The organism is Rickettsiales bacterium (assembly GCA_041396965.1).
Classification (GTDB): domain Bacteria; phylum Pseudomonadota; class Alphaproteobacteria; order Rickettsiales; family SXRF01; genus SXRF01.
The window spans coordinates 459,687-480,552 of the sequence record JAWKXN010000001.1 but is presented as its reverse complement, the minus strand read 5'-3'; the positions used below and the strand labels follow the sequence as shown (position 1 = coordinate 480,552).

The following is a 20,866-nucleotide window of genomic DNA, read 5'->3' as shown; positions in this document are numbered from 1 at the left end:
GAGCGATATTATGGACATGACGAAAATTGAGAAGGCAGTGAATAGAGAGATTGAGCTCTTTTGTCTGGAGTGCGAGCATACCGATTTCGCATTTGAACAAGGCGTGGATCACTACACCTGCAACGCATGCGGTGCGGAGTTCACAAAAGATCAGTTGGTGAAGGCAGCCTATGCCAAAGAAAAACCAGCTATCCAAAAGGACGCCACCAAAGCCATCAGTGATGAACTCTCAAAAATGCTTAAAAAGACATTCAAGTAACTGTGCAGAAATTTTCAGCACACAACAGACCAGCAGCAACTGTTCGGAAATTCCGAACAGTTCAAGAAATACAGATTGCGGGGAAAGTATGATCCAAACCAGCCAAACCAACGAAGCGGCACTGGAAGCCCATATCGAGAAAGCATTGCTGGCTGATGGCTATGTGTCCTCTGCTCCTGCGGATTTTAACACTGAATTTGCTGTGGATGAAGCCAAGTTCTGGGCGTTTCTGGAAGCTACTCAGCCAGAAGAATTGGAAAAGTTGCGCGGGCGGCATGATTGGCAGCGGCTGGTATTGGAGCGATTGAACCGCAAGATCAAAAAAGATGGCATGCTCGCTGTCCTGAAAAAAGGCCTCGCCATTGATGATGCTCACCTGAAGCTAAGCTATGGCGGCGTGTATAATGATCTGAACCCTGATGTGATTCGCGCCTTTGCTTCCAACATCTTTTCGATTGCGCGGCAAGTGCATTATTCTGCCACGGATACGTTCAAATCTGTGGATATGGTTCTTTACCTCAACGGCTTACCCATCGCCACCTTTGAGCTGAAGAACCCGTGGACAGGGCAAACTGTTTATCATGCCCGCAAACAGTATGCGGAAGATCGCGATAAAAACGAGCCGCTCTTTGAATTTGGGCGTTGTTTAGTGCATTTTGCCGTTGATCCGGATGAAGTCTTCATGACCACGAAGATTGATGGCAAAGGAACCTACTTTCTGCCCTTCAACAAAGGTCATAACCACGGCAAAGGAAATCCTGTAAACTCAGGCGGCCATAAAACAGCTTATCTTTGGGAAGAAGTGCTGACGCGTAACAGCCTGATTAACATTATTGAGCAGTTCGCCAAGCTGGTTGAGGAAGAGGACGAAGAAACAGGGAAGAAAAAGAAGCTGCTGTTTTTCCCACGTTATCATCAGCTGGATGTGGTGCGGAAAATTCTTAACCATGCAAAGTCTAATGGTGCCGGACATAAATATCTGATTCAGCACTCAGCAGGCTCAGGGAAATCTAACTCCATTACATGGTTGGGCTATCAGCTGGTGGAGCTGTATGATCCTACCGGTGCAGCCAATATCTTCGATAGCGTGATTGTGGTGACGGATCGCCGCATTCTGGATAAGCAGCTGAAAGACAATATCAAGAGCTTTTCCGAAGTTAAAAATATCGTCGCGCATTGTGACAATGCACAAGGCCTTAAACAGCATTTAGAGAATGGCAAGAAGCTAATCATCACGACTATTCAGAAGTTTCCCTTCATCGTAGATGGCATGGCCGATCTTTCTGATCGCAAATTCGCAGTGATCGTGGATGAGGCGCACTCCTCACAAAGTGGCAGCACGGCAGATACATTGAACGCGGTAATCAGTGCAGCAGATGGCGAAGAAGTGCCTGAAGATTTGCAGGATAAAATCCTTGATGCCATGAACCGTCGAAAGATGGGTAATAACGCTTCTTTCTTTGCCTTCACCGCCACGCCTAAAAACGCGACGCTGGAGAAGTTTGGCGTGCAAAGCGCGGATGGAAAGTTTCATCCCTTCCACCTCTACAGCATGAAGCAAGCGATTGAGGAAGGGTTTATTCTGGATGTGCTGGCTAACTACACCACCTATCGCAGCTATTACGAGATACAAAAATCCATTGAAGACAACCCGCTATTTAACACAAAAAAGGCGCAGAAGAAGCTGCGAGCATATGTTGAAGCCCATCGTGATACGATCGAAGCCAAAGCAAATATCATCGCTAATCACTTTATAGAGAATGTCTATCAGGCGAAAAAACTGCGAGGCAAGGCCAAGGCAATGGTGGTCACCCGCAATATTGAATCTGCAATCCGCTATTACATGGCCTTACGCACTGTCCTGAAGGAAAGCGGCGTGCCGTTTAAGCCTGTAATTGCGTTTACTGGCAAAAAGGTCGTGGACGGGATTGAGCATACGGAAGACAGCCTCAATGGTTTTCCCGGAAATGACATCCCCAAAGAATTCAAAAAGGATGAATATAAAATACTGGTGGTGGCGAATAAATTCCTCACCGGCTTTGATGAGCCCATGCTGCACAGCATGTATGTCGATAAAAAGCTGCAAGGCGTGTTGGCAGTGCAAACGCTCTCTCGCCTGAATCGTTGTAATTATAAACTTGCTAAGCAGGACACGTTTGTCCTCGACTTCTACAACAGTGTAGAAGACATCAAGAGTGCGTTTGATGATTTCTACACCTCTACATCGCTTAGCCAGCCCACCGATGTCAACGTACTGCACGATATTAAAGATGCACTGGATGATTATGGAATTTATGAACGGGGCGAAGTTGAGCAATTTAACCAGCTGTTTTTTGCTGCCGTGGAAGCAGACCAGCTTTCACCTGTTTTGGATCAGGTGGTTGCCCGTTTTGATGAGGATCTGCCAGAAGAACAAAAGGCCGATTTCAAAATTAAGGCCAAACAGTTTGTAAAAATTTATGCGCAGGTTGCCTGCATCATCCCGTTCAATAATCCAGAATGGGAAATGCTGCACTGGTTCCTGAAATTCCTGATTCCTAAGTTGAAGGTAAAAGACCCTGATTCAGAGGAAATTGATGAACTTCTGGAAAGTGTTGATCTGTCCACCTATGGGCTTGAACGCGTGAAGCTAAATCATACGATTGGACTTGATGCTTCTGATAGTGAGGTTGATCCGCAAAACCCGAATCCTCGTGGTGCGCATGGCGGTGATAATGAAAAAGACCCTCTGGATCAGATTATCAATTCGTTTAATGAGCGTTTCTTTGCTGGCTGGGATGCGACGCCAGAGGAACAGCGCGTGAAATTTATTAACATTGCACAGCATGTCATGAATCACCCAAGCTACAAGGATAAAGTTTTGAACAATGCCGACGAGCAAAACCGCCGGATTGCGCTGGAAGATATTATTGGACAGGCTGTAAATAGCGAGCGTCGCAGAGAGCTTGATCTCTATAAGAAGTATGCCTCCGACGATGAATTCAAACGCGCTTTCGATAGCAGCATTATGCGTCTGTTATCTCAGAATCCAGAAAGTTTGCGCCAAATGATGATGAGGTTTGGGAATGAGTAGTTATCACGATGCCTACAGACAAGTGTCTTATATTCAGCAAGCACTATCTCAGAATAAGAAGCCTATAGGTTTCTTTATCGGGGCAGGCTGTCCATTATCTGTTCGAATTAATCAGCGTAACGATGATGAAGGTAACCAAATTTCTGATCCATTAATTCCCGATGTTGCCGGGCTAACAAATATCATTGCCGAGAGACTCAAGAGTAAAAAAGATAGCGAGCCAAGCTCGTGGGAAAAAATGATCTCTTTAATGAAAGAAGATGGCTGCAATACGCCTAATATTGAGGATATATTAACGCAAGTTCGTGCCCTAGCAAGTGTAGCTGGAAAAGGAACCGTAAGGGGTTTTGTTGCTAAGGACTTAGAGACGCTTGACACCGAAATTTGCACAATAATATCCGAAGAAGTAAATAAGTCTCTGCCAGACTCTCTGTCCCCTTACCATAACTTAGCAATATGGACGCGGACTATCGAGCGCGATAAGCCTGTGCATATTTTTACTACTAACTATGACTTACTCATCGAGCAATCTTTTGAAGAGTCTTCCGCCCCATACTTTGATGGATTTGTTGGATCAAGAAAGGCTTTCTTTGATCTTGGTGCCGTAGAAAACGAGCATGTGCTTCCGCCAAGATGGACAAGGTATTGGAAAATACATGGATCAATAAATTGGCGGCTAGATGCTAAAAAGAATGTCGTAAGAAGTGATGACCTTGCAAAGGATAATCATCACCTAATCTATCCCTCTCATTTGAAATATGATCAAAGCAGAAAAATGCCTTATTTGGCTATGCTGGATAGGTTGAAGGATTTTATGCTGAAGCAATCTTCAATACTATTTATTTCCGGTTATTCATTTAGCGATGATCATATAAATGATGTGCTTTGCAGATGCCTAGAAAGCAATTCAACCGGCATGGCCTATGCGTTCATTTTTGGAAAATTAGAAGATGAAAAATATAAAAAGGCACGCGAATGCTCATTCCGCACTCCTAATTTGAGCCTGCTAGCATTTGATGGAGCTGTTATAGGAAGGAACAAGGGAAATTGGTCATATAACGATGACATGCGAACTAATATACCTGAAGGGATAGTCTCCCCACTACCAAAGGAATCTGAAGATGAGCAGCCTAAGTGCGAAGTTAGGCTCGGTGATTTTCTACAATTTAGCAATCTATTGAAGGGCTTGAGTGGCGCAGATGAAAGCGATGAGTAAGATTGCAACAGGTTCAACTGTGCTTGGGACGGTACAAGATGTTAGTGGCACATCGGTAAGTGTCACTCTTTCAGGTAATCATTTATCAGGACTAACCTTTGTTAATGGTCAGGGCTACCGAATCGGGCAACTAGGTAGTTTTGTTAAGATTCCTGTTGGGTACATTGACTTGTTTGGCATTGTCACTCAGGTCGGAGCTAGCGCTGTTCCTGAAAATCTTGCTGAACAGCAGCCGTATGGACACAGATGGATAAAAGTTCAGCTTCTTGGTGAGGGCTATAATTCAGGAAAATTTCAACGTGGGATTTCTCAATATCCAACTATAGACGATGAAGTCCATTTGGTTTCAGAGAAAGACCTCGCTCGAATTTACGGAAAGAAAGGTGAACAGAATCACCTGATTAAGGTTGGGCATATTGCCGGAGCAGAATCCATTGATGCACTCGTAGACATTAACAAGTTGATCACTAGACACTCTGCCGTTGTTGGTACAACTGGTTCCGGAAAATCAACTACAGTTGCAGGCTTGCTCTCAATGTTATCAAATAAAGAGCGCTTTCCTGCTGCCAGAATAGTCGTATTGGATATTCATGGTGAATACGGCAAGGCGCTGGGGGACAAAGCAAACGTTTATAAGCTGTCGCCAGATAAAAGAAATCCAAATGAGAATCCATTATATTTGCCATTTTGGGCAATGAGCTTTGACGAGTTAGTTAAGGTTACCTTTGGCAACCTCTCCGCTGATAGCAAAGAAAAAAATATAATTTTAGAAAAGATTCTTCAATACAAATCGGAAGCCCTGCAGAAGTATCCCAAACTTGGAATATCACCAGAAAATCTTAGTGTGGATAGTCCGGTTCCTTTTAGTTTGCATGCATTATGGCATGAACTCTATTGCAAAGAATTTGGAACTTATTACTCAAACGACAAAACACCAATTCCTGAAAATTGGGCATACGAAAAAGATGCTGAAGGAAATTTTATAACTGGTGATGCAATGACTGGAAGACCTCCTCGTTTTAGGAAGGTGAAAAACATTAAAGATGATCCTGAAAAAATAAACTACCTACCAGACCCTTTGAACATTAGATCATCACTAGAAAATCTTGGCGCAAAGCTACGCATCCCTAGATATGATTTTCTCTTCAAACCGGGGGAATGGCTTCCCGATCTGGATGGAAGAGTAACATCCGATTTACCTGAACTAATGAAAGGGTGGATTGGTTCAGAGAAACCTATCACAATTCTGGATTTATCTGGAATTCCAACAACTATAATCAATGATGTAATCGGAATATTGCTTCGCTTATTGTATGATGCTCTTTTTTGGGCAAGAAACCTATCCCAAGGCGGTAGAGAAAGGCCTCTGCTAGTGGTTATGGAAGAAGCACATGCGTACTTGAACGACAACTTCCAAGGCCTTGCTTCTTCTATCGTGCAAAGAATTGTCAAGGAAGGTCGAAAATATGGGATGGGGGCAATGATAGTAAGCCAACGCCCATCAGAGATAAATTCAACGATCCTCTCACAATGTGGAACATTCTTTGCTTTACGATTAAGTAACAGCACAGATAGAGCGCATATCACGGGTGCCATTACTGATAATTTAGAAGGGCTGACTAATATGCTCCCTATTTTGCGAACAGGTGAGTCTATTATTCTTGGTGAAGCAGTCGGGCTGCCAATGCGTACCATCATTCAAGCTCCGCCCAAAGAGCAACGACCAGATAGTCATGATCCAGTGGTCTGTGATGAATTGCCTCCAGATCAGTCAACTTCACCCGGTGGATGGGGAATCAAAATGGAAGAAAATCCAAACTATGAAGAATTTAGTCTCGTTTGGAGGCAACAAAATCCTAAATTACCAGAACCAAAACCTAAAAAGGAGAAATAAGCATGGCATGGCAATCTTTTGAGTTTACTTCATCAAATTTGGCCTCAGCTCGCTATGAAGACACAAGTATGATACTTGAGGTGAGCTTTCATAATGGAGGAGTGTATCACTACTTTGATGTGCCACTTCAGGTCTGGAATGATTTCAAGTCAGCTCCATCGCAAGGCAAGTATTTGGCGTCCGATATAAAAGGCCACTATAGATACAGTAAGGTATAGCCATGCCAATACTATCTTTGAACCAGAAGAACAAAAGAGTTCAGCTAGAAAGCTTTGAGCTTGATAACCAAGTGGTGTTTGGTTTTTTTGACAAACTTCCTGCTGTAGAACGTGATGAGAAACTGCTAAAAGCCATATATATTGGGGTATTGGCTCTGATGGAAGATAGGCTTTCTGCATTTCTTGCAAAAACATCTAACGAGCTAGGAACAGAATTGGAAAGTCTCAAAATGATATTTGAGATGAAGCAAGAACTATTCTTCAAATCTGCCGTTAAAGGAATGATAGCAGAAGACGAAGTGGCCGAATTCTTAAATCAATTCTTTCTTGCTCAAAGATTGCAGGACAAAGCAGTCCTATCCGGAACAACTGTCGGACAACTACCTAAGAACAAGACTGGGGATATTATTTGCCATGTCAACGGAGATGATTCTCTTAAGATAGTGATCGAATGTAAATTCGATAAAAGCCTACGTTTAGGCGATATAGAATCTAAAGATATTTTTACTAGAAAGACAGACACTGCATGGAGTCAGCTGATAGAATCGCAAGCTAATCGCGATGGCCGGATAAGCATTTTAGTATTGGATATATCTGTGGCTGATAGTGGGATATTAAATAATATCCAAAACGTTCGCTATATTCCAGCAGTTGGACTGATTTGTATCATTGACTCTCAAAAAGGTGATTATAGCAATTTAGCAATCGCATATATGCTAGCCAGAGACATTGTTGTAAATGCTCACCCAGTAGAAATGGACAAGGACATATTATCAATAATAATCAATAGAATAATTAAAGATATTAGTGAAATTATCAGCATAAAAAACTTAGTATTAAGCAATATTGAAACCAACAAAAAGATACTTGCACAGCTAGAAAAGAGCATACTGCTGATGGACTTCAATCAAAGGTATCTAGCTAAATTTCTTGTAGACGGCAATATGTCTAAGGAAGATTTACTAGAATTCTATTCTGGCGAAGAGGTTAAAGAGCGCTTCAAGTTGATTGAAAAAGAGCTGAAAGAGCTCTAGCTGAGATAAATCCTAGCCTCAGCTTCCCGCCGCCTGATCAATCCCTTCAGCTTCCGCCCACCAGCCCAGACCCACCGCATGAATTCGGCGGGAACATCTTCGTGTTCTTCACGGTTGACCTTGCGCCGGAGGGTGGAGCGTTGGAGAGCGCCGCTGCCTAGATTGAAGGTGAACGACACCAGCGCATCAAACTGGCCATTGCTGAGCGGGACGCGGATCAGGCGCAGCACGGCACGTTCGGCCACCAGCACATCTTTGATCAAAAGCGCTACACCTGCTTCTTCGCTGATACCGTTTTTGAACATCTCCTCTTCGCCCGGTCGCAGCAAATGGCCATAGCCAATCGTAGGCAAGCCTGCCGCATCCAGATAGATTTCCGGCTCGAACCCCTCAAACCGTTTGATCAGGTTAAGACCATCCTGTGTGATACGCCTCATTTCCCACCCCGCACTTTGCTCATGGCGCGTTGGCCGAAATAGAAGCTGATGATGCCTGCGAAGATCGCCTGATCTTCCTCGCTCCATAGCAACCACGGCAGATCGGCTGAGAATTGCATCATCTTCACCACCGCATAGAGAATGAAGAAACTGTACGCGATCACCGGGCGCACTGTGCCATTAAGTGCATCCACCCATTTGATGCCGGTGTTATAGGTGCGGTATAAGGCGCGGCTTTCGGCAATATCTGCCTCAACGTGGATTTCTTCAAGCCGGTTGGTGTGACCTTGCGCTTGCTGCGCCATCTGCATCTCTAGGATTTTCAGCTCGTGCTTGCGATCCTGTGCGTCGCGGAACAGCTTCAGCAAATCTGGAAACGCCGCCGAAATAAAGCCCAATAAAGAACCGAGTAATGTTATCATATTAACCTCCCTGAATGATCTGTTTGAATCCTTGCCACAGCGCCACCAGCGCACCGGTGACGGCGGCAGTGATAGCGGAGCGTTTTGCCCATTTGAGAACCTCGTCCGAGCCGGTGCGGGATTTGCGCAAGTAAATCATGTCCGCCTGCACCCCGTGGGATCGCTGGTGTCGATCCCGTATTTGGTCAAAGCGTCCTCGATCCCTTCGCGCACGGCAGCGCGAATGGCTTTTTTCAATTCTTCATCCATAATGATTTCCTAGCTTTGCAGGACTACGCCCCATTTGGCGGATAAGTATTTCTCGATGATCTGTGTTTCGGCTGGGTTTAGTGCGCGTTCGTAAATCAGCACTTCATAGACCGTTCCCCAAAAGCGCCGACTGCTGGCGCTGGTTGAACCACCGATCTGTAAGGGACCGAGTTCATCCGCGAGCCCGATACTCGTGCGCTCACCCAGTTCTTCACGCACCCCATCGGCGCGGCCTTCCAACGAGAAATTGGTGGCATAAGTAAGGATCGAGGTGAGAATATGCGCTTTGCCATCCCACAATATCTCGCCCGCACTATTATTGGCCGATACCTTGTGAGCATTGGTGCGTACATCGCCACTATCGCGATCTTCGGTAATGTTGATCTTGCCGGTTTCTGTGGTGGTGCCATCAGGCCTGCCGATGGACAGAATGTTTTTATACACCGAGCCACCGTCATAGAGGCTGGAGGCATCCACACGCTTGGCCACCACAAAGGCAGAGATGGAGCCATCCGCCGCTGCGATATAGTCGCTCTCCATCATCTCTTTTGCTGCATAGTCGAAGAACACGCCGCGCATACCATTTTGCAGGCTGGCGCTTAGGCTGGGCAATGCTTCACCGGCAACGGGTCCGAGCGGATGATTATTGCCTGACTTATCTGCCCACACGGCCACTTGATCATTCACAATGATGAGGCTGGCGGTGTCGCTTCCATCATGCCAAACCGCCAGCCCCTGCATGTCTCGCGGATCATACCGCATGGAAAGCACGCCCTCGAATTCATTCGCCAGCGCGTCATCAAAGGTGTTCGCATAGTGATAAGCGTTTGTCATATTACCAGTTCCATGGTCCGTGAGGTTTCAGATACTGTACATTGATCCGCACCAGCCCGCCGGTGAAGGAACCAGCGTCCGGTGTGAGCAAAACCGGCGTGTCGCTGTAATAAGTCACGGGGTGATAGCTCATGCCGATATTGGTGGAGTCCACGCCCGTGCCGATGCCGTTTCCATAGCGTGAGGTATCGCCCGATACGCCAACGCCGAAGGTAGTGACGCTGCCTGTCACGGCAGTGATCACACGCGTGTTGACGGCGATCACGCTGGAGCGGTCGGGAATGTTGGTGGCTGTGGCATTGGTAAGGCTTAGATCAACATCTTCCTGCCAGCTCTGCACGCGCAGATACTCGCCGGTATCCCTCATGATCAGGCCGAAGGGAACCCAAGAGGCACCATCATAGGCCATGCGCGAATCCAGCGACTCCACCACCGCATCCATCCATTTGAATGGTGCGTAAAACACCCAGCCACCAGTCTGGTATTGCGCCAGCTGGTTGGCATGGCCGGTGAAATCCCCCGACGGACTACTACCAACGATATACAAATCACCCGCCGCCGGGCTTCCGGGTGGGCTATCTGCAATATCCGCCACTACCGGCGTGACGAACGCATCGAGCTTATTTAACCCTTCATTATGCGTGACTTCTTTTTGGGCTTGGCTTGAAACAATATAAGGCAAGCCCAGACGTGTGGTCTGAGACATGGAATCCTCCGGTTTTGTTGATTAGATGCTGGCGCTGGCGGCGTATCCGCGTCCAACCACGGCGGAAAGCTGATAGACTTTCACGGCCACGCTGCTTTGCGGGCTGCCGAAATCGGCGGTTTGCTCGGCGGCGCTGTAGCTGGCGGTCGGGCTGGTGGTGGCGATGGTGCGCATCACCGTTGACCCGTCCATGATTTCCACCTCGTAGCGTTCCGATTCCTCACCCAGCGGAATGTCCACCCCGTCGCGCCATTCGGCATCGACGCGGGAACGGCGCACCCAGCTGATCGAGAGATTGCCGGAACCATCGCGTAGGCCTTTCACATGCACCGGCGCGAAGGGTTTCAGGCTTCGCCCGGTATAGGTGAAGGTAATCTCGTCGGTATTACCCAGCGAGTTGCCAACGCTCACCGCTTTGTAGAACAGTTCGCGCCCGATCAGGTTATTAGCGATTGCGGTCGTATATAAGGCCAGAGAAAGCAGGATGAACCTGTCCCCGGCGGTATGACTACCCACCGCCCATTCCGTACCCTGCCGCCCCCGCAAAAGCCGGGAAAGGCGATAGGTACGCTCGCCGATCAGCTCCGCATTCTGGAATTGCACCAGCTCGTCACCGATTAAAGCAGCGTTCGCTCCGTTCAACACGGCCAATTCACTGACGCTGGCGAGGCTTCCGGCGGTTAATACCACCTCCACCAGATTCACCTGATCCCACGTTTCCGTGATACCGGCGGCAAGGTCGGTGATGATAACACCGAAAGTGGCCGCGCCCTCCAGCCCGGCCAGCAGGTTGAAGGTGTTGCCGCCATCTTCTCCGCCATCGTCGGAACGGTAGATCGCCGCACCATTCCAATCCGCGCCATCAGGAGCCACGCCAAGGCGCAGCAATCCCTGATTTTGCACCGTATCCACCGGCAGCGGCGGCGCGTCCACAAACTGAAGCAGCGTTTCCGGCACCAGCACCGGCGGCGTGATATTCCGCGATGTTTCACCGGGTGGGGTGTAGAAATCGTAGGAACTCACATCCTCCGCCACGGCGTTGATTTTCATCAGGCCGTTGGCTTCCATATCGGTTTTGATGACGCGCATTTCATGCGCCACCCCGGAAACGGTCACGGTGATGACGTCGGTCGGTTCCAGCCGTACATATTTGGGCGGCACGGTCAGGCTAAAGCTCAGGCGCTCCTTCCAAGTGCCATAGAGGGTAATATCCGCTACCTGCTTGGCCTGCGTCGCACCCATCACAATCGGTAGATTCATCGTCACCTGATCCACCGCACGCACCACCTGCCGCTGGGAAGTCTGCGTCACCGGGTCATAATTAAATGGCCGGTCGATATAGGTCACATTGACGCGCTGGGGCAGTTCAAGCTCCTGTGCGTAATTGATTTCCAGCACATCCTGCACGCCACTTTTGGCGCTGGGGATGAGGTCAGCTTCCGGGATGGATTTCACCGACGCATTGCCACGCGGCACGCATTTTAAGATGCCGTCGCTTTCCACTACATCGAAGAAGAAGCCACTGGCCAGCTGCTCCAACGCATTACGCACCGTGATCGGCTGTTGCAGGATGAACCCCTCCAGCGAGGCAGTCAGGCGGGTGACGTCATAATCCGAAGGCGTGAGGCCAGCGGCTTGCAGCAACTCCGCCACCACCGCGCCCAGCGTGGAAGCGCCCAGCTTGCCGTTCACCCAATGCCCGGTTGCCCAGAGGATAGAATCCTGCCACACGCCTTCCAGATCAGGCCAGAAGGAAAACGGGCGTGCGTCCCACGTCCAGATAAAACGCCGCGCTACAAGGCCAGCATTGCCGGAAGCGGTTTCCCGCGCTTCCAGATAATCAAGCGTCGCATCCAGCGCCACGCGCTGCGCCTGAAAATCCACCCGGCCTTTGCTTCCACGCGGAAAGAAACTTTCCGAGCTGGTCGGATCATAGAATACGTTAGGCTGGTTGGTGCAGCCATCCACCGAAGGAAAGCCGAATTCCGTAAACCAGACCGGCTTCATTTTCGATGTCCAACCCGTCACGTTAGAATCGGGGTTGGTGTGAGTGTTCTTCCACCAGTGTTCGAGGTTCTTCCATGCGTAGGTCGGATCACCGCCATAGCTCGTTTGTCCAGTGCGAGCCACGGAATCCGCATAGTAATAATCCCAGCCTTCGCCGCTCTCCCAATATTCGGTGATAAGCTCCGGCGTGATCTGGATTTGCGGCAAGTCCGGCGTCAGCGGGAAATAGCTATCAATCCCCACAAAGTCGATATTGCTAGATGCCCACAGCGGATCGAGATTAAACCAGCCGCCCGTGCTGTGATATTCGCTCCAGTCGGCGGCATAGGTAATCAGCGTTCCGGGCATGGCGGCTTTCACGCTGGCCGCTAAACTCACCAGCTGCGCCACCGCCGGATAGCTTCCGGGCGAATCGCTAAAGCCGGTCATACCGATCAGCTCCGAGCCGATAACGAATGCATCCACATCGCCGCTCAGCAGATTGGCGTAGTGCATGATGAAGGCGTTATAGCCGTTGGTTTTGGTGAACCAGCTGGCCGCATCGGTGGCGTTTGCAGGTTCGATGCGCCCGCGCCAAGGCTTCGGCACCGGCGTAATGGTGTCCACGAACGGCATGGGATAGAGCATGACGTTCAGGCCACGGGCTTTCAGTTCCGCGCAAAGCTGCACCACCGTGTGGTCGGAAGGCGTGCCGCCATAGGTGGGCTTGTCATCATCAAAGAACAGTACCGTTTGCGCGGTAGCGCGGGTGTAACCGGCCACGCTCCAATCCTGCGGCAGCACCTGCGTGGTGCCTTGGAATTCCACTTTAGGGATGATTTCACAATCCCCGGCATCAGTGGAAGTGGCGAACCACGTCACCACCACCGCCACCCATTCCAGATTCGGCAATACCTTTAGCAGCTGGTCAATCGCCACCTGTACATCGGCTTTGCCTTCGTAATTGTGCATGTTGATGCTTTTCTTGTCGCTGGAAGGCGTGAAGGCTCCGCCGAAATAGGCATAATATCCATCCTGCTTGGTGGTGACCTGTGTGCCATAGACGAATTCCCCCGCGCCGGGGATTATCACGATGTCTTTGACCTTATCTTCTACGCTGGGCTGGAATTTAACGGTACGGCGCACCTCGAACGTGAAATTGGGAATGCGATTGCCATAAGCCGCCAGCGGGAAATCCTCAATCACCACATAGGCCATGCCCCTATGCGCCGGAATCGCACCAGCTGGCAGGTATTTGGCCATAATGTCGTCAACGCCCTGATCTTCGGTGCCGAAATGGACGTTATACTTGCCCTGCGCGGCAGAGAGTTCGGCTTCCGTCAGCACCTTGCTATCCGCCCATACGCGGATCACCTCGTCAATCTCACCCTCGCAAATGGCAATGGCCAGCGTGACGAAATACTCATAGGAAATCGTGGTTTGGCTGGTAGTGGTTTTGCCGCCGCCACCGCCTTTGCCGCCACCGCTGGAGGTTTGCGTGGTGGTTTTCTCGCTGCGGACTTCCTTAATATCGGTTGACCAGATGACGTTTCCGGCCAGCCGCATGGTGCCGTACACTTTCGGGATCATATTCCCGTAGGAGGAAATCTGCGCCCGAAGATCAGCGAGGCGCGGTCCTTCCTGAGTCGGAAGCTGGACGCGCTGCGTGCGCGGGAAGAACATCCCCGCAGCCATACCGCCAAGATTCGCGCCAAGGATCGCCCCGGAGGGACCACCCAGCACAAAACCGGCCACGCCGCCGACGACAGGAAGGACAATATCAGCCATGATTACTTCAGGGAGTTAAGTTGTTTCGTTTTGAATCGGTAAACGTGTGTTAGCATTCGCAGCCACGCATCGGAAAGCGGCTGTTCCACCACGCGCCCAGCGCTGGAATTGCAATGAATCAGCCCAGCGCCGCCGGTGGGATATTCCGTCAGCAATCCCACATGCTGCGGATCGCGGAAGGTACGAAATAGCAGCACATCGCCTTGCGTCATTTGCTCGATCGGCACTTCGCGTAAGTGCCGCTGGATAGCGCCCACCAGCCGCCCGCGCTCCGGGTACATGGAATAATTGAACTCATCATGCCGGGAGAGCGGTACACCTTCGCCGTCCTGCAAGCCCAGCTCGTCAATCACGCCGATAATCAGGCCGATGCAATCCACGCCGCCCGTGCCAGCCTTGGACTTTTTCAGCCTGCCTTGGTGGTGATACTTTGTGCCAAGCCATGTGCGGGCTTGGAGGATAATCTGTAGTTTCGTGACTTTAGTCATTGCGGTTTCCCTTACTCATGGTTCCTGCGGTAGTGAGCAGCGCATCCACGCCGGGAACATACGGCTCGCCACGGAAATTAAGGATATTGCTGAATTTGCCCTGACAGGTTTCATGGGTTTTGTCGCACCCGGCGATGATCTTGAATTCGTCGCCCACCTGAATGGATTTTCCCATCGGCAGCGCCAGCACCACCTGCGCGGAAGCGAATTCCTTCACCTCCATGCGCCGCCCATCATTATTGCCGGATGTCCATTCCACTTCGCCGCCAGTGAACCAACCCGCCGCCTGCGTAAGCGCAGAAGCCTTGAAGGTCTGGTTATTCACCACTTCCGTGATGGTGGTCGTCACGGTAACGCTGGCCAGATTCACCTTGCAGCGGCTATCACCCAGCACGGCACGGCAGGAAGGCGAATACACTTCGCCGATGGTTTGGCTTAAATGCTGCGTGAGGCCGCGTACTTCGGCATGAAACATCTGCGCGTTCAGCGTCACTTCGCCCAGCCGCCCGCGCTTCACCACAAGCTTGCCTTGGCTCAAATCTTCGTAATTCACCATGAAGATTTCAATCTCGGCATAGTCATACATTCCAGCCAGCAGATCGGATTCTGTGATTTTGGAAGGGAATGTTTGCCCTTCCAGATCAAGGTTATCCACGCTCATGTTGGATTTGCTCTCCACCGCGGTGGGCGTGAACCCGGCAATGGAGTCATATTCCAGCGAATCAATCACCAGCGCCCGGTCATGATCGGTAAAGCCAAGTTCGGTGTTATCCTGCCGCGTGAGGCGCCAGCAGGTGGCAAGCGTGGTCAGGCCGCTGCCGAAATGCGCTTCCAGTTGTGGGGAAATTACTCTCATACGCGCACCTCAATCAGCGGGATGTTGTTCCAGCTGCCCGCATCAAAGCTATCCAGCGAAAGCGCCAGCTCGTCGGTATCAAAGCGCACTGGCACATCGAATTCAAAATCTGCCGTGAGTGTGCCGGAAAGTGACGTAGTGATGATGCCGGTGGCGGTGTCGATGCTCCAGCCACTGGCTTGCAGGATGCTGTCCTCATAGAGTTGCACCGTTCCGGCCACTGGTTTGGTGATGATCCGCTCCGATACCACCGCGCCGCTGACATATTGCTTCACCAGTTGGTGTTCATCGCCGCCCAGCGCCAGCAAAGGCTGGTTGATGGCCTTAAAATCGCCCCAATCCTTGAAGCGAAACCCCACCGCCTTGCCACGCCGCGCACGGAAAAAGGCAATCAGCGCCTGCCATTGCGTTTCGGTTTTCACGCCGGAGGCAACATTGTACCGCGCACGCGACTGGCTCCATTTGCTGTTGCGTTGCTCATGGCCGGAAACCGTGGCCACCACATCCGTTAAGAACATGGGTCCACCGGTTGCCCCGTAGGAAATATCTGATGGAAACTGGACTTCTGAGAAATCAGACATATAATCTATTCCTTTGTTACATAACTATTTATTTTCACCGGTTATTTTGGTATAATTGAGGCATGACGCTACTAGAGCAAAAACTGCAAGAATTTGAGTTACGACCTGCTGTTTACGATGCAGCAGAGCAGCACCGTCGCGCCGCCATGTATGAGCATTTTTCTGCTATCAATAAATTTGAAGGACTGTTTGCAAGCGAACTTGATAACCGTCTTTTTGCATTACTCGCCGCCGGGAAAGTCAGTAAGAATGAGTATCTTGAACTCTGCCTCACCGATGCTCGCAGCGGTGCCCAATGACCCAATCTTATTGGAACCAAGACTCTGACCCGTATCAATATCCTGACTCTCCAGTTTTAAGAAACATCCCTGATATTCCCGATCAAAAGGCGCTCGAATTATTCGAGCATCGCGCCACTGCGCTGCGGCTAGATGAAGTTATTCAGGCGATCTCAAAATCCTCCATTAACCTTACCGCATGGCAAACCATTCATCGCACCCTGTTTCAGGATGTTTATGCTTGGGCAGGCGAAATTCGTTCTGTGCAACTGGCTAAAGGCAGTACGGTTTTTGCAATGCCTGAACATATTGAGGCAGAAGCAAAGCGCATTTTTAACCAAATGGCTGCGGACGATCTGACTGACCCTAACCGCATGGCCTATTATTTTGGCGAATTGAATGTATTGCACCCTTTTCGTGAGGGTAATGGCCGCACCCAAAAACTTCTTTTTGACGAAATTGCCCGACGGGTAGAGAAACAGATCATATGGTCGGAAATGGGAGTTGATGAGCTTCTGAAAGCCGTGATAGCAGCTTTTCATCATCAAGATTATCAGACATTAGAAAAACTATTTTCACTGGCTATAAAACCACTTTGAAAAACATTCATAAGTTCCTCCTTGCACGCTCAATGCTCCGTGCCATATCCGCCGCAATCTGGCTCTGACTTTGGCGGAAACTACGGACATCTGGTGTTTGAATGTTCATGTTCACAGTGACGGGTGCGGCGGCCATTGCCATGTTTGGCATGATCTGCATTGGTGCGTTCCCGGCAAACGCCAGTTCGGGACCGCGTTCACCAACGATGCCAAATTTGCCCGGTTGCAGGCGGCCACCATCAGCGAAAAACCCGCCGAACATGCTACCAACGCTGGAGAGGATACTGCCGAAACCACCGCCGCTGCCGTTGCTACCACCACCGCCGAACAATCCACCGATGGAGCTAAATAGTCCGTCAATGATGCCGCCTTTGCCAGAGATGCCTAAATCTTTCAGCGCATATTGCAGCAGCGTGCGGTTCAGATCAGACAGAAAGCCCTTGAAGAAATCGCCGAAGCCATCAAAGCGGCCACCAATCGCATCGAGCGAATCGGCAATCGAGCCTTCCATCGTTTCACCGATGCGGGAGAACTCACCCTCAATGGTTTCGCCGGTTTTCTTGGTCGATTTCTCCAGCTTCTCGCCAGCTTGTTCCACTGCACGCCCGAACGTGTCTTGGTTGATATAACCTTTCTCCAGCAGCATGTTCAGCTGCGCCATTTCCTGATTGTAACGCTCCAGCGGCGTGCGCGTGGCCTCGAAGATGCGCTTGGCTTCCTGCTGCATCTTATTCAAGCCTTTAACGGCTTTGCTGGTTTCTTCCACCTTGTCCGGTGTAGCTGTTTCTTCAAACAATCCAGCCAGTGATTGGTTTTTGGCAGCGCGTGCTTCTACGATTTTTGCGGCGGCGTCCTGAATCTCTGCATCAATGGCGCTGTTAAATTCCTGTGCTCTGGCCAGCGCCTTATCAAAGGCCGTTCCCATCGCATCGAGCAGGCCTGTTTCCAGCGCTGCACGCGTATTATCGAAGGAAATACCTACCAGTGGATTTTCTGCGAAATTAGCAAGGTCTTTCCCCAGCGCTTCAAAGCGTGCAGAAATCGCATCGCCGAAGGCATTGAACGCATCGCCAACGCCTTCAAACACGGCAATAAACAGATTACCAAACTTGATCACCTCCGCGATGAAGGCCTTGAATCCAAGCCGGAAGGGTTCAATCGAATCGGTGATCACCTGCGCCAGCCATTTGATTTTATCGGCAATGAAGATCAGAATATCGGTTAGGCCAGCGTCACCAATAGCTTTCACCAGTTTGGAGAACGCATCGCCCATGTTGGAGAGTGCGACATTCAGCGTTCCGGCTTGTTCCTTCATGGCACCAGCGAATTGTACATCACCGATGGAGCGCAGATAGCCTTCAATCTCTTTGGCATTTTTACCCACCGTGGTAGAAACACCTTGGAAGGTAAAAGTCACCTGATCGCCTTGCGAGCGGGACTTGATCCCGAATTCTTTCAGGCGTTCAAATTCACCGGTGGCAGCATCGGCCACCGCTTCAATCATCTGATTGAGGGATTTCCCCATCGCGGTAGCAGTATTGCCGTAAGAGGTGAGTGCTTCTTCCGAAGGATTGAGCCCTAACGCCTTCAGCTTAATGAAGGCATCCACTACTTCTTCCAGCTGAAAGGGCGTGGTTGCGGCAAAATTCTCAATGAATCCAAACGCCACGCTTGCCTTATCTGCCGAACCGGTGACGGTGCGAAGGCTCGCTTCCAGCTTCTCAAACTTGGTGATCGTGTCAGTGATCTGTCTGCCAACAAAGGCCGTGGCGAATAATCCGCCCAGCCGGTTCAGCCCACCGCCCAGTTTCTTGAAACGTCGATCCATATTATCCACGCCCGCATTGATCTGCGTGAATGTCTGCTGCGTTTTGTTAATGGCGCGGATGACAAATTCTGCACTACCGAATGCGGGCATGGTGTTTACTCATATCTGCTTGAAGTTCAAAGAAGGCGATCCATTCCGTGAATTCGCGGGTGGCCATGGCCTCGATGTCTGGCAAGGTTCGGCCAAGCCGCCATGCCAGCGCTAACTGGTTTCGTCGGAAGGGATCGCTTCGGAGTTTCCCTTAAGTTGCTCCACGCTCTGGTAGAAATGGCGCTCGATCTCATCGTTGATGCGGAGGATCACACGGCAATCGCCAAAATTGAGCAATTCCGTTTTATCTTCAACCTTAAACAGGCGGTTGCCCTCTGCATCGCGGGCTTTGACGATCAGTGAATTGACCGCATTTTCCACCGGCGAGGCCTTTTTGCCAGACATGCGCTGGATTAAGCCAGCTTCTGCCATGGTCATGGGGAAGATATGAATCTCCAGCGGTTTTTCCGGCTCGCCCCATTCCGGAACGGCCACCACCAGCCGCTGCTGCGATTGATAATGCTGCTTTACTTGGTCGATCACGCGCATGATAACGCCTCCTTATGATACAGTTGATTCGGTAAGTGCGCCGGTGCCGGTGAAGCTGAAGGTCGCTTCCACGATGCCATCAAAGGCGGCGCTGTAAGAAATGGAGGTGATGATTGCATCACCGCTCCAATAGGTTGCGCCAGTGTCGTCACCTTCGGGATAAAGATTAAGCGTCACCGTTCCGCCGACGGAAAGAGCGCCTTGGCCGGTAGTGTCAGTTTCATCCCAAAATGCGTCAAAACTGCCAGACCAACTTTTGATGGTGGCTTGGTTTTTACGCCATTGTGTGCCGATGATGGAGGCGTCCACCGTGTCAGAGGTGATCTCCATCGACCATGATTTTACTTCTGCGACTTGGGACGATCCGACAAAGACCTTCCCCTCGCTGCCAGCGTGGGTAGCCATAATGATTCTCCTATGGTTGGGTTGGTTAAAGTAGCGTTTGGGGTGCGTTTTCTTTGACGCTGTACAGAATCACAAAGGTGAGACTGACAATGGCCACCGGCTTTTCGCCATCGCCGGAAAGCTGGGTAGTGGTGAGATCGAGCATGGTATCTTTCACCAATCCGCCAAGTGTTGGATCAGCGGCAATCAGCTGTTCTACCTCCAGCGCAAGGCTATCGGCTTCGGCGTCGATGTCGCCTCTGGCTTTGAGATAGCCTTCCACCATCAGCTGCAACTGGCGCATTTGCGTGCGTGGCCGCTGGATCGAAGGCTGCCCCATGCTTTCCTGCGGCGTAAACACCAGTAAGGCTGGGAGCTTAGGGTCATCCAGCGCATAGACGCGGGATTCATAAACACGCGCTCCGGCGGAAGTATTGCTTTTCAGCGCATCAACCACCACTTTTCTGATCTGGGTGCGGGCATGGGTCATACGGCCTCCAGAATCAGTTCGGTAATGCCTTCGCTATCCGGTCGGATAACGGCGACTTCATAGTCCGTGCCGTCGATGGTGAAGCTATCGCCTGTGGCAATCTCCGGTACATCGCTGGTTCGCACCGATAGCACGGGATGATTCACCAGCACATCCACCGTTTCACCACCCACCAGTTCCGAATAGGCCTGAAACATGCCGGTAATGGCGCGAGTTGCTCCGCCCGCAGGGGTGTAGAACATCTCTCGCCCGTCCAGTGATTCCAGCAGCGTGGCATGATGGCCGTGCATGTCATCCATAAATGCCATCACAGCCCCACATTCAGCAAAACGGGGATGCTGGCATCACCGGATGCGGCAGCGGCAGCCGCCACGCCGATCAGCGTATTGCCGGTGGCCGTAGTGGTGACGTTGCTGTTGGCACTGCTCCAATAGAGCTTTGCACCTTGCGTCACGGCGCCGCTGGCCTTAGCCAGACTGAACACGCCGCAGATATGCACCGCGCCGGTTTTGCCGTCGGCAATGTCGGTTTTAGCGACACCAGCAATCGTGCCGATGATTACCAGATCACCCGATGCGACATCTGCACCGGATGGGGTGTAGTTGAGGGCTTTGCCCTCCTGAACGTAGTTGGTAGACATGAGATTTCTCCTTTATTGCAAGTTGGT

At 50.5% G+C, this 20,866-nt stretch carries 22 protein-coding genes; 7 read left to right on the top strand and 15 right to left on the bottom strand.

Annotated features, from left to right (window positions below):
- Nucleotides 1-10 precede the first annotated feature (10 nt).
- From R3D71_02455 to R3D71_02435, 5 genes are all read left to right on the top strand, one after another.
- Entirely contained in the window at nt 11-259 is a 249-nt protein-coding gene (locus R3D71_02455; GenBank protein ID MEZ5690510.1) for a hypothetical protein, read from the top strand.
- 88 nt (nt 260-347) lie between these two features.
- Nucleotides 348-3,332 carry a DEAD/DEAH box helicase family protein gene (locus R3D71_02450; protein ID MEZ5690509.1) on the top strand — a complete coding sequence of 995 codons (2,985 nt, stop codon included), beginning with the start codon at nt 348-350 and terminating at the stop codon, nt 3,330-3,332.
- 238 nt (nt 3,333-3,570) lie between these two features.
- On the top strand, nt 3,571-4,548 hold the full coding sequence (locus R3D71_02445; protein ID MEZ5690508.1) for an SIR2 family protein: 978 nt from the start codon (nt 3,571-3,573) through the stop codon (nt 4,546-4,548).
- Nucleotides 4,541-6,442: an ATP-binding protein gene (locus tag R3D71_02440; GenBank protein ID MEZ5690507.1), complete on the top strand. Its 1,902-nt coding sequence runs from the start codon at nt 4,541-4,543 to the stop codon at nt 6,440-6,442. Before R3D71_02445 ends, R3D71_02440 begins: the two co-directional genes overlap by 8 nt.
- 220 nt (nt 6,443-6,662) lie before the next feature.
- Nucleotides 6,663-7,694 carry a hypothetical protein gene (locus R3D71_02435; protein MEZ5690506.1) on the top strand — a complete coding sequence of 344 codons (1,032 nt, stop codon included), beginning with the start codon at nt 6,663-6,665 and terminating at the stop codon, nt 7,692-7,694.
- Here R3D71_02435 and R3D71_02430 read toward each other — a convergent pair.
- From R3D71_02430 to R3D71_02390, 9 genes are all read right to left on the bottom strand, one after another.
- Nucleotides 7,691-8,131: a lysozyme gene (locus R3D71_02430; GenBank protein MEZ5690505.1), complete on the bottom strand. Its 441-nt coding sequence runs from the start codon at nt 8,129-8,131 to the stop codon at nt 7,691-7,693. The two genes, R3D71_02435 and R3D71_02430, sit on opposite strands and share 4 nt — an antisense overlap.
- Nucleotides 8,128-8,553, bottom strand: a complete 426-nt coding sequence (locus R3D71_02425) for a hypothetical protein (protein ID MEZ5690504.1) — start codon at nt 8,551-8,553, stop codon at nt 8,128-8,130. Before R3D71_02425 ends, R3D71_02430 begins: the two co-directional genes overlap by 4 nt.
- A gap of 1 nt (nt 8,554) precedes the next feature.
- A complete protein-coding gene (locus tag R3D71_02420) occupies nt 8,555-8,692 on the bottom strand; it encodes a hypothetical protein (GenBank protein ID MEZ5690503.1) in 138 nt (45 codons plus the stop codon).
- 119 nt (nt 8,693-8,811) lie between these two features.
- A complete protein-coding gene (locus R3D71_02415; protein ID MEZ5690502.1) occupies nt 8,812-9,636 on the bottom strand; it encodes a hypothetical protein in 825 nt (274 codons plus the stop codon).
- Between the two features lies 1 nt (nt 9,637).
- Complete coding sequence (locus R3D71_02410) at nt 9,638-10,342, bottom strand: DUF2793 domain-containing protein (GenBank protein ID MEZ5690501.1); 705 nt, start codon at nt 10,340-10,342, stop codon at nt 9,638-9,640.
- 21 nt (nt 10,343-10,363) lie between these two features.
- A complete protein-coding gene (locus R3D71_02405) occupies nt 10,364-14,116 on the bottom strand; it encodes a glycoside hydrolase TIM-barrel-like domain-containing protein (GenBank protein MEZ5690500.1) in 3,753 nt (1,250 codons plus the stop codon).
- Between the two features lie 2 nt (nt 14,117-14,118).
- A complete protein-coding gene (locus R3D71_02400) occupies nt 14,119-14,604 on the bottom strand; it encodes an NlpC/P60 family protein (GenBank protein MEZ5690499.1) in 486 nt (161 codons plus the stop codon).
- Nucleotides 14,597-15,460, bottom strand: coding sequence for a DUF2163 domain-containing protein (locus R3D71_02395; protein ID MEZ5690498.1), 864 nt, complete (start codon nt 15,458-15,460; stop codon nt 14,597-14,599). The genes R3D71_02400 and R3D71_02395 overlap by 8 nt, the downstream gene beginning before the upstream one ends.
- Nucleotides 15,457-16,041: a DUF2460 domain-containing protein gene (locus R3D71_02390; GenBank protein ID MEZ5690497.1), complete on the bottom strand. Its 585-nt coding sequence runs from the start codon at nt 16,039-16,041 to the stop codon at nt 15,457-15,459. The genes R3D71_02395 and R3D71_02390 overlap by 4 nt, the downstream gene beginning before the upstream one ends.
- 62 nt (nt 16,042-16,103) lie before the next feature.
- On the opposite strand from R3D71_02390, the gene R3D71_02385 reads away from it, so the two are divergent.
- Nucleotides 16,104-16,340 (top strand): hypothetical protein, encoded by a 237-nt coding sequence (locus tag R3D71_02385; GenBank protein MEZ5690496.1) that lies wholly within the window; start codon nt 16,104-16,106, stop codon nt 16,338-16,340.
- Nucleotides 16,337-16,918, top strand: a complete 582-nt coding sequence (locus R3D71_02380) for a Fic family protein (protein ID MEZ5690495.1) — start codon at nt 16,337-16,339, stop codon at nt 16,916-16,918. The genes R3D71_02385 and R3D71_02380 overlap by 4 nt, the downstream gene beginning before the upstream one ends.
- Nucleotides 16,919-16,925: 7 nt before the next feature.
- On the opposite strand, the gene R3D71_02375 is transcribed toward R3D71_02380, so the two are convergent.
- The 6 genes from R3D71_02375 to R3D71_02350 form a co-directional block, all read right to left on the bottom strand.
- Nucleotides 16,926-18,836, bottom strand: coding sequence for a tape measure protein (locus R3D71_02375; GenBank protein MEZ5690494.1), 1,911 nt, complete (start codon nt 18,834-18,836; stop codon nt 16,926-16,928).
- 111 nt (nt 18,837-18,947) lie between these two features.
- The gene (locus R3D71_02370) at nt 18,948-19,325 is read right to left on the bottom strand and encodes a hypothetical protein (GenBank protein ID MEZ5690493.1); all 378 of its coding nucleotides are present in this window, start codon (nt 19,323-19,325) and stop codon (nt 18,948-18,950) included.
- A 12-nt stretch (nt 19,326-19,337) separates the two neighbouring features.
- Nucleotides 19,338-19,730: a hypothetical protein gene (locus R3D71_02365; protein ID MEZ5690492.1), complete on the bottom strand. Its 393-nt coding sequence runs from the start codon at nt 19,728-19,730 to the stop codon at nt 19,338-19,340.
- A 25-nt stretch (nt 19,731-19,755) separates the two neighbouring features.
- Nucleotides 19,756-20,199, bottom strand: a complete 444-nt coding sequence (gpU, locus tag R3D71_02360) for a phage tail terminator protein (protein MEZ5690491.1) — start codon at nt 20,197-20,199, stop codon at nt 19,756-19,758.
- The gene (locus tag R3D71_02355; protein ID MEZ5690490.1) at nt 20,196-20,507 is read right to left on the bottom strand and encodes a hypothetical protein; all 312 of its coding nucleotides are present in this window, start codon (nt 20,505-20,507) and stop codon (nt 20,196-20,198) included. The genes gpU and R3D71_02355 overlap by 4 nt, the downstream gene beginning before the upstream one ends.
- Nucleotides 20,507-20,839, bottom strand: a complete 333-nt coding sequence (locus R3D71_02350) for a DUF2190 family protein (GenBank protein MEZ5690489.1) — start codon at nt 20,837-20,839, stop codon at nt 20,507-20,509. Before R3D71_02350 ends, R3D71_02355 begins: the two co-directional genes overlap by 1 nt.
- Nucleotides 20,840-20,866 lie beyond the last annotated feature (27 nt).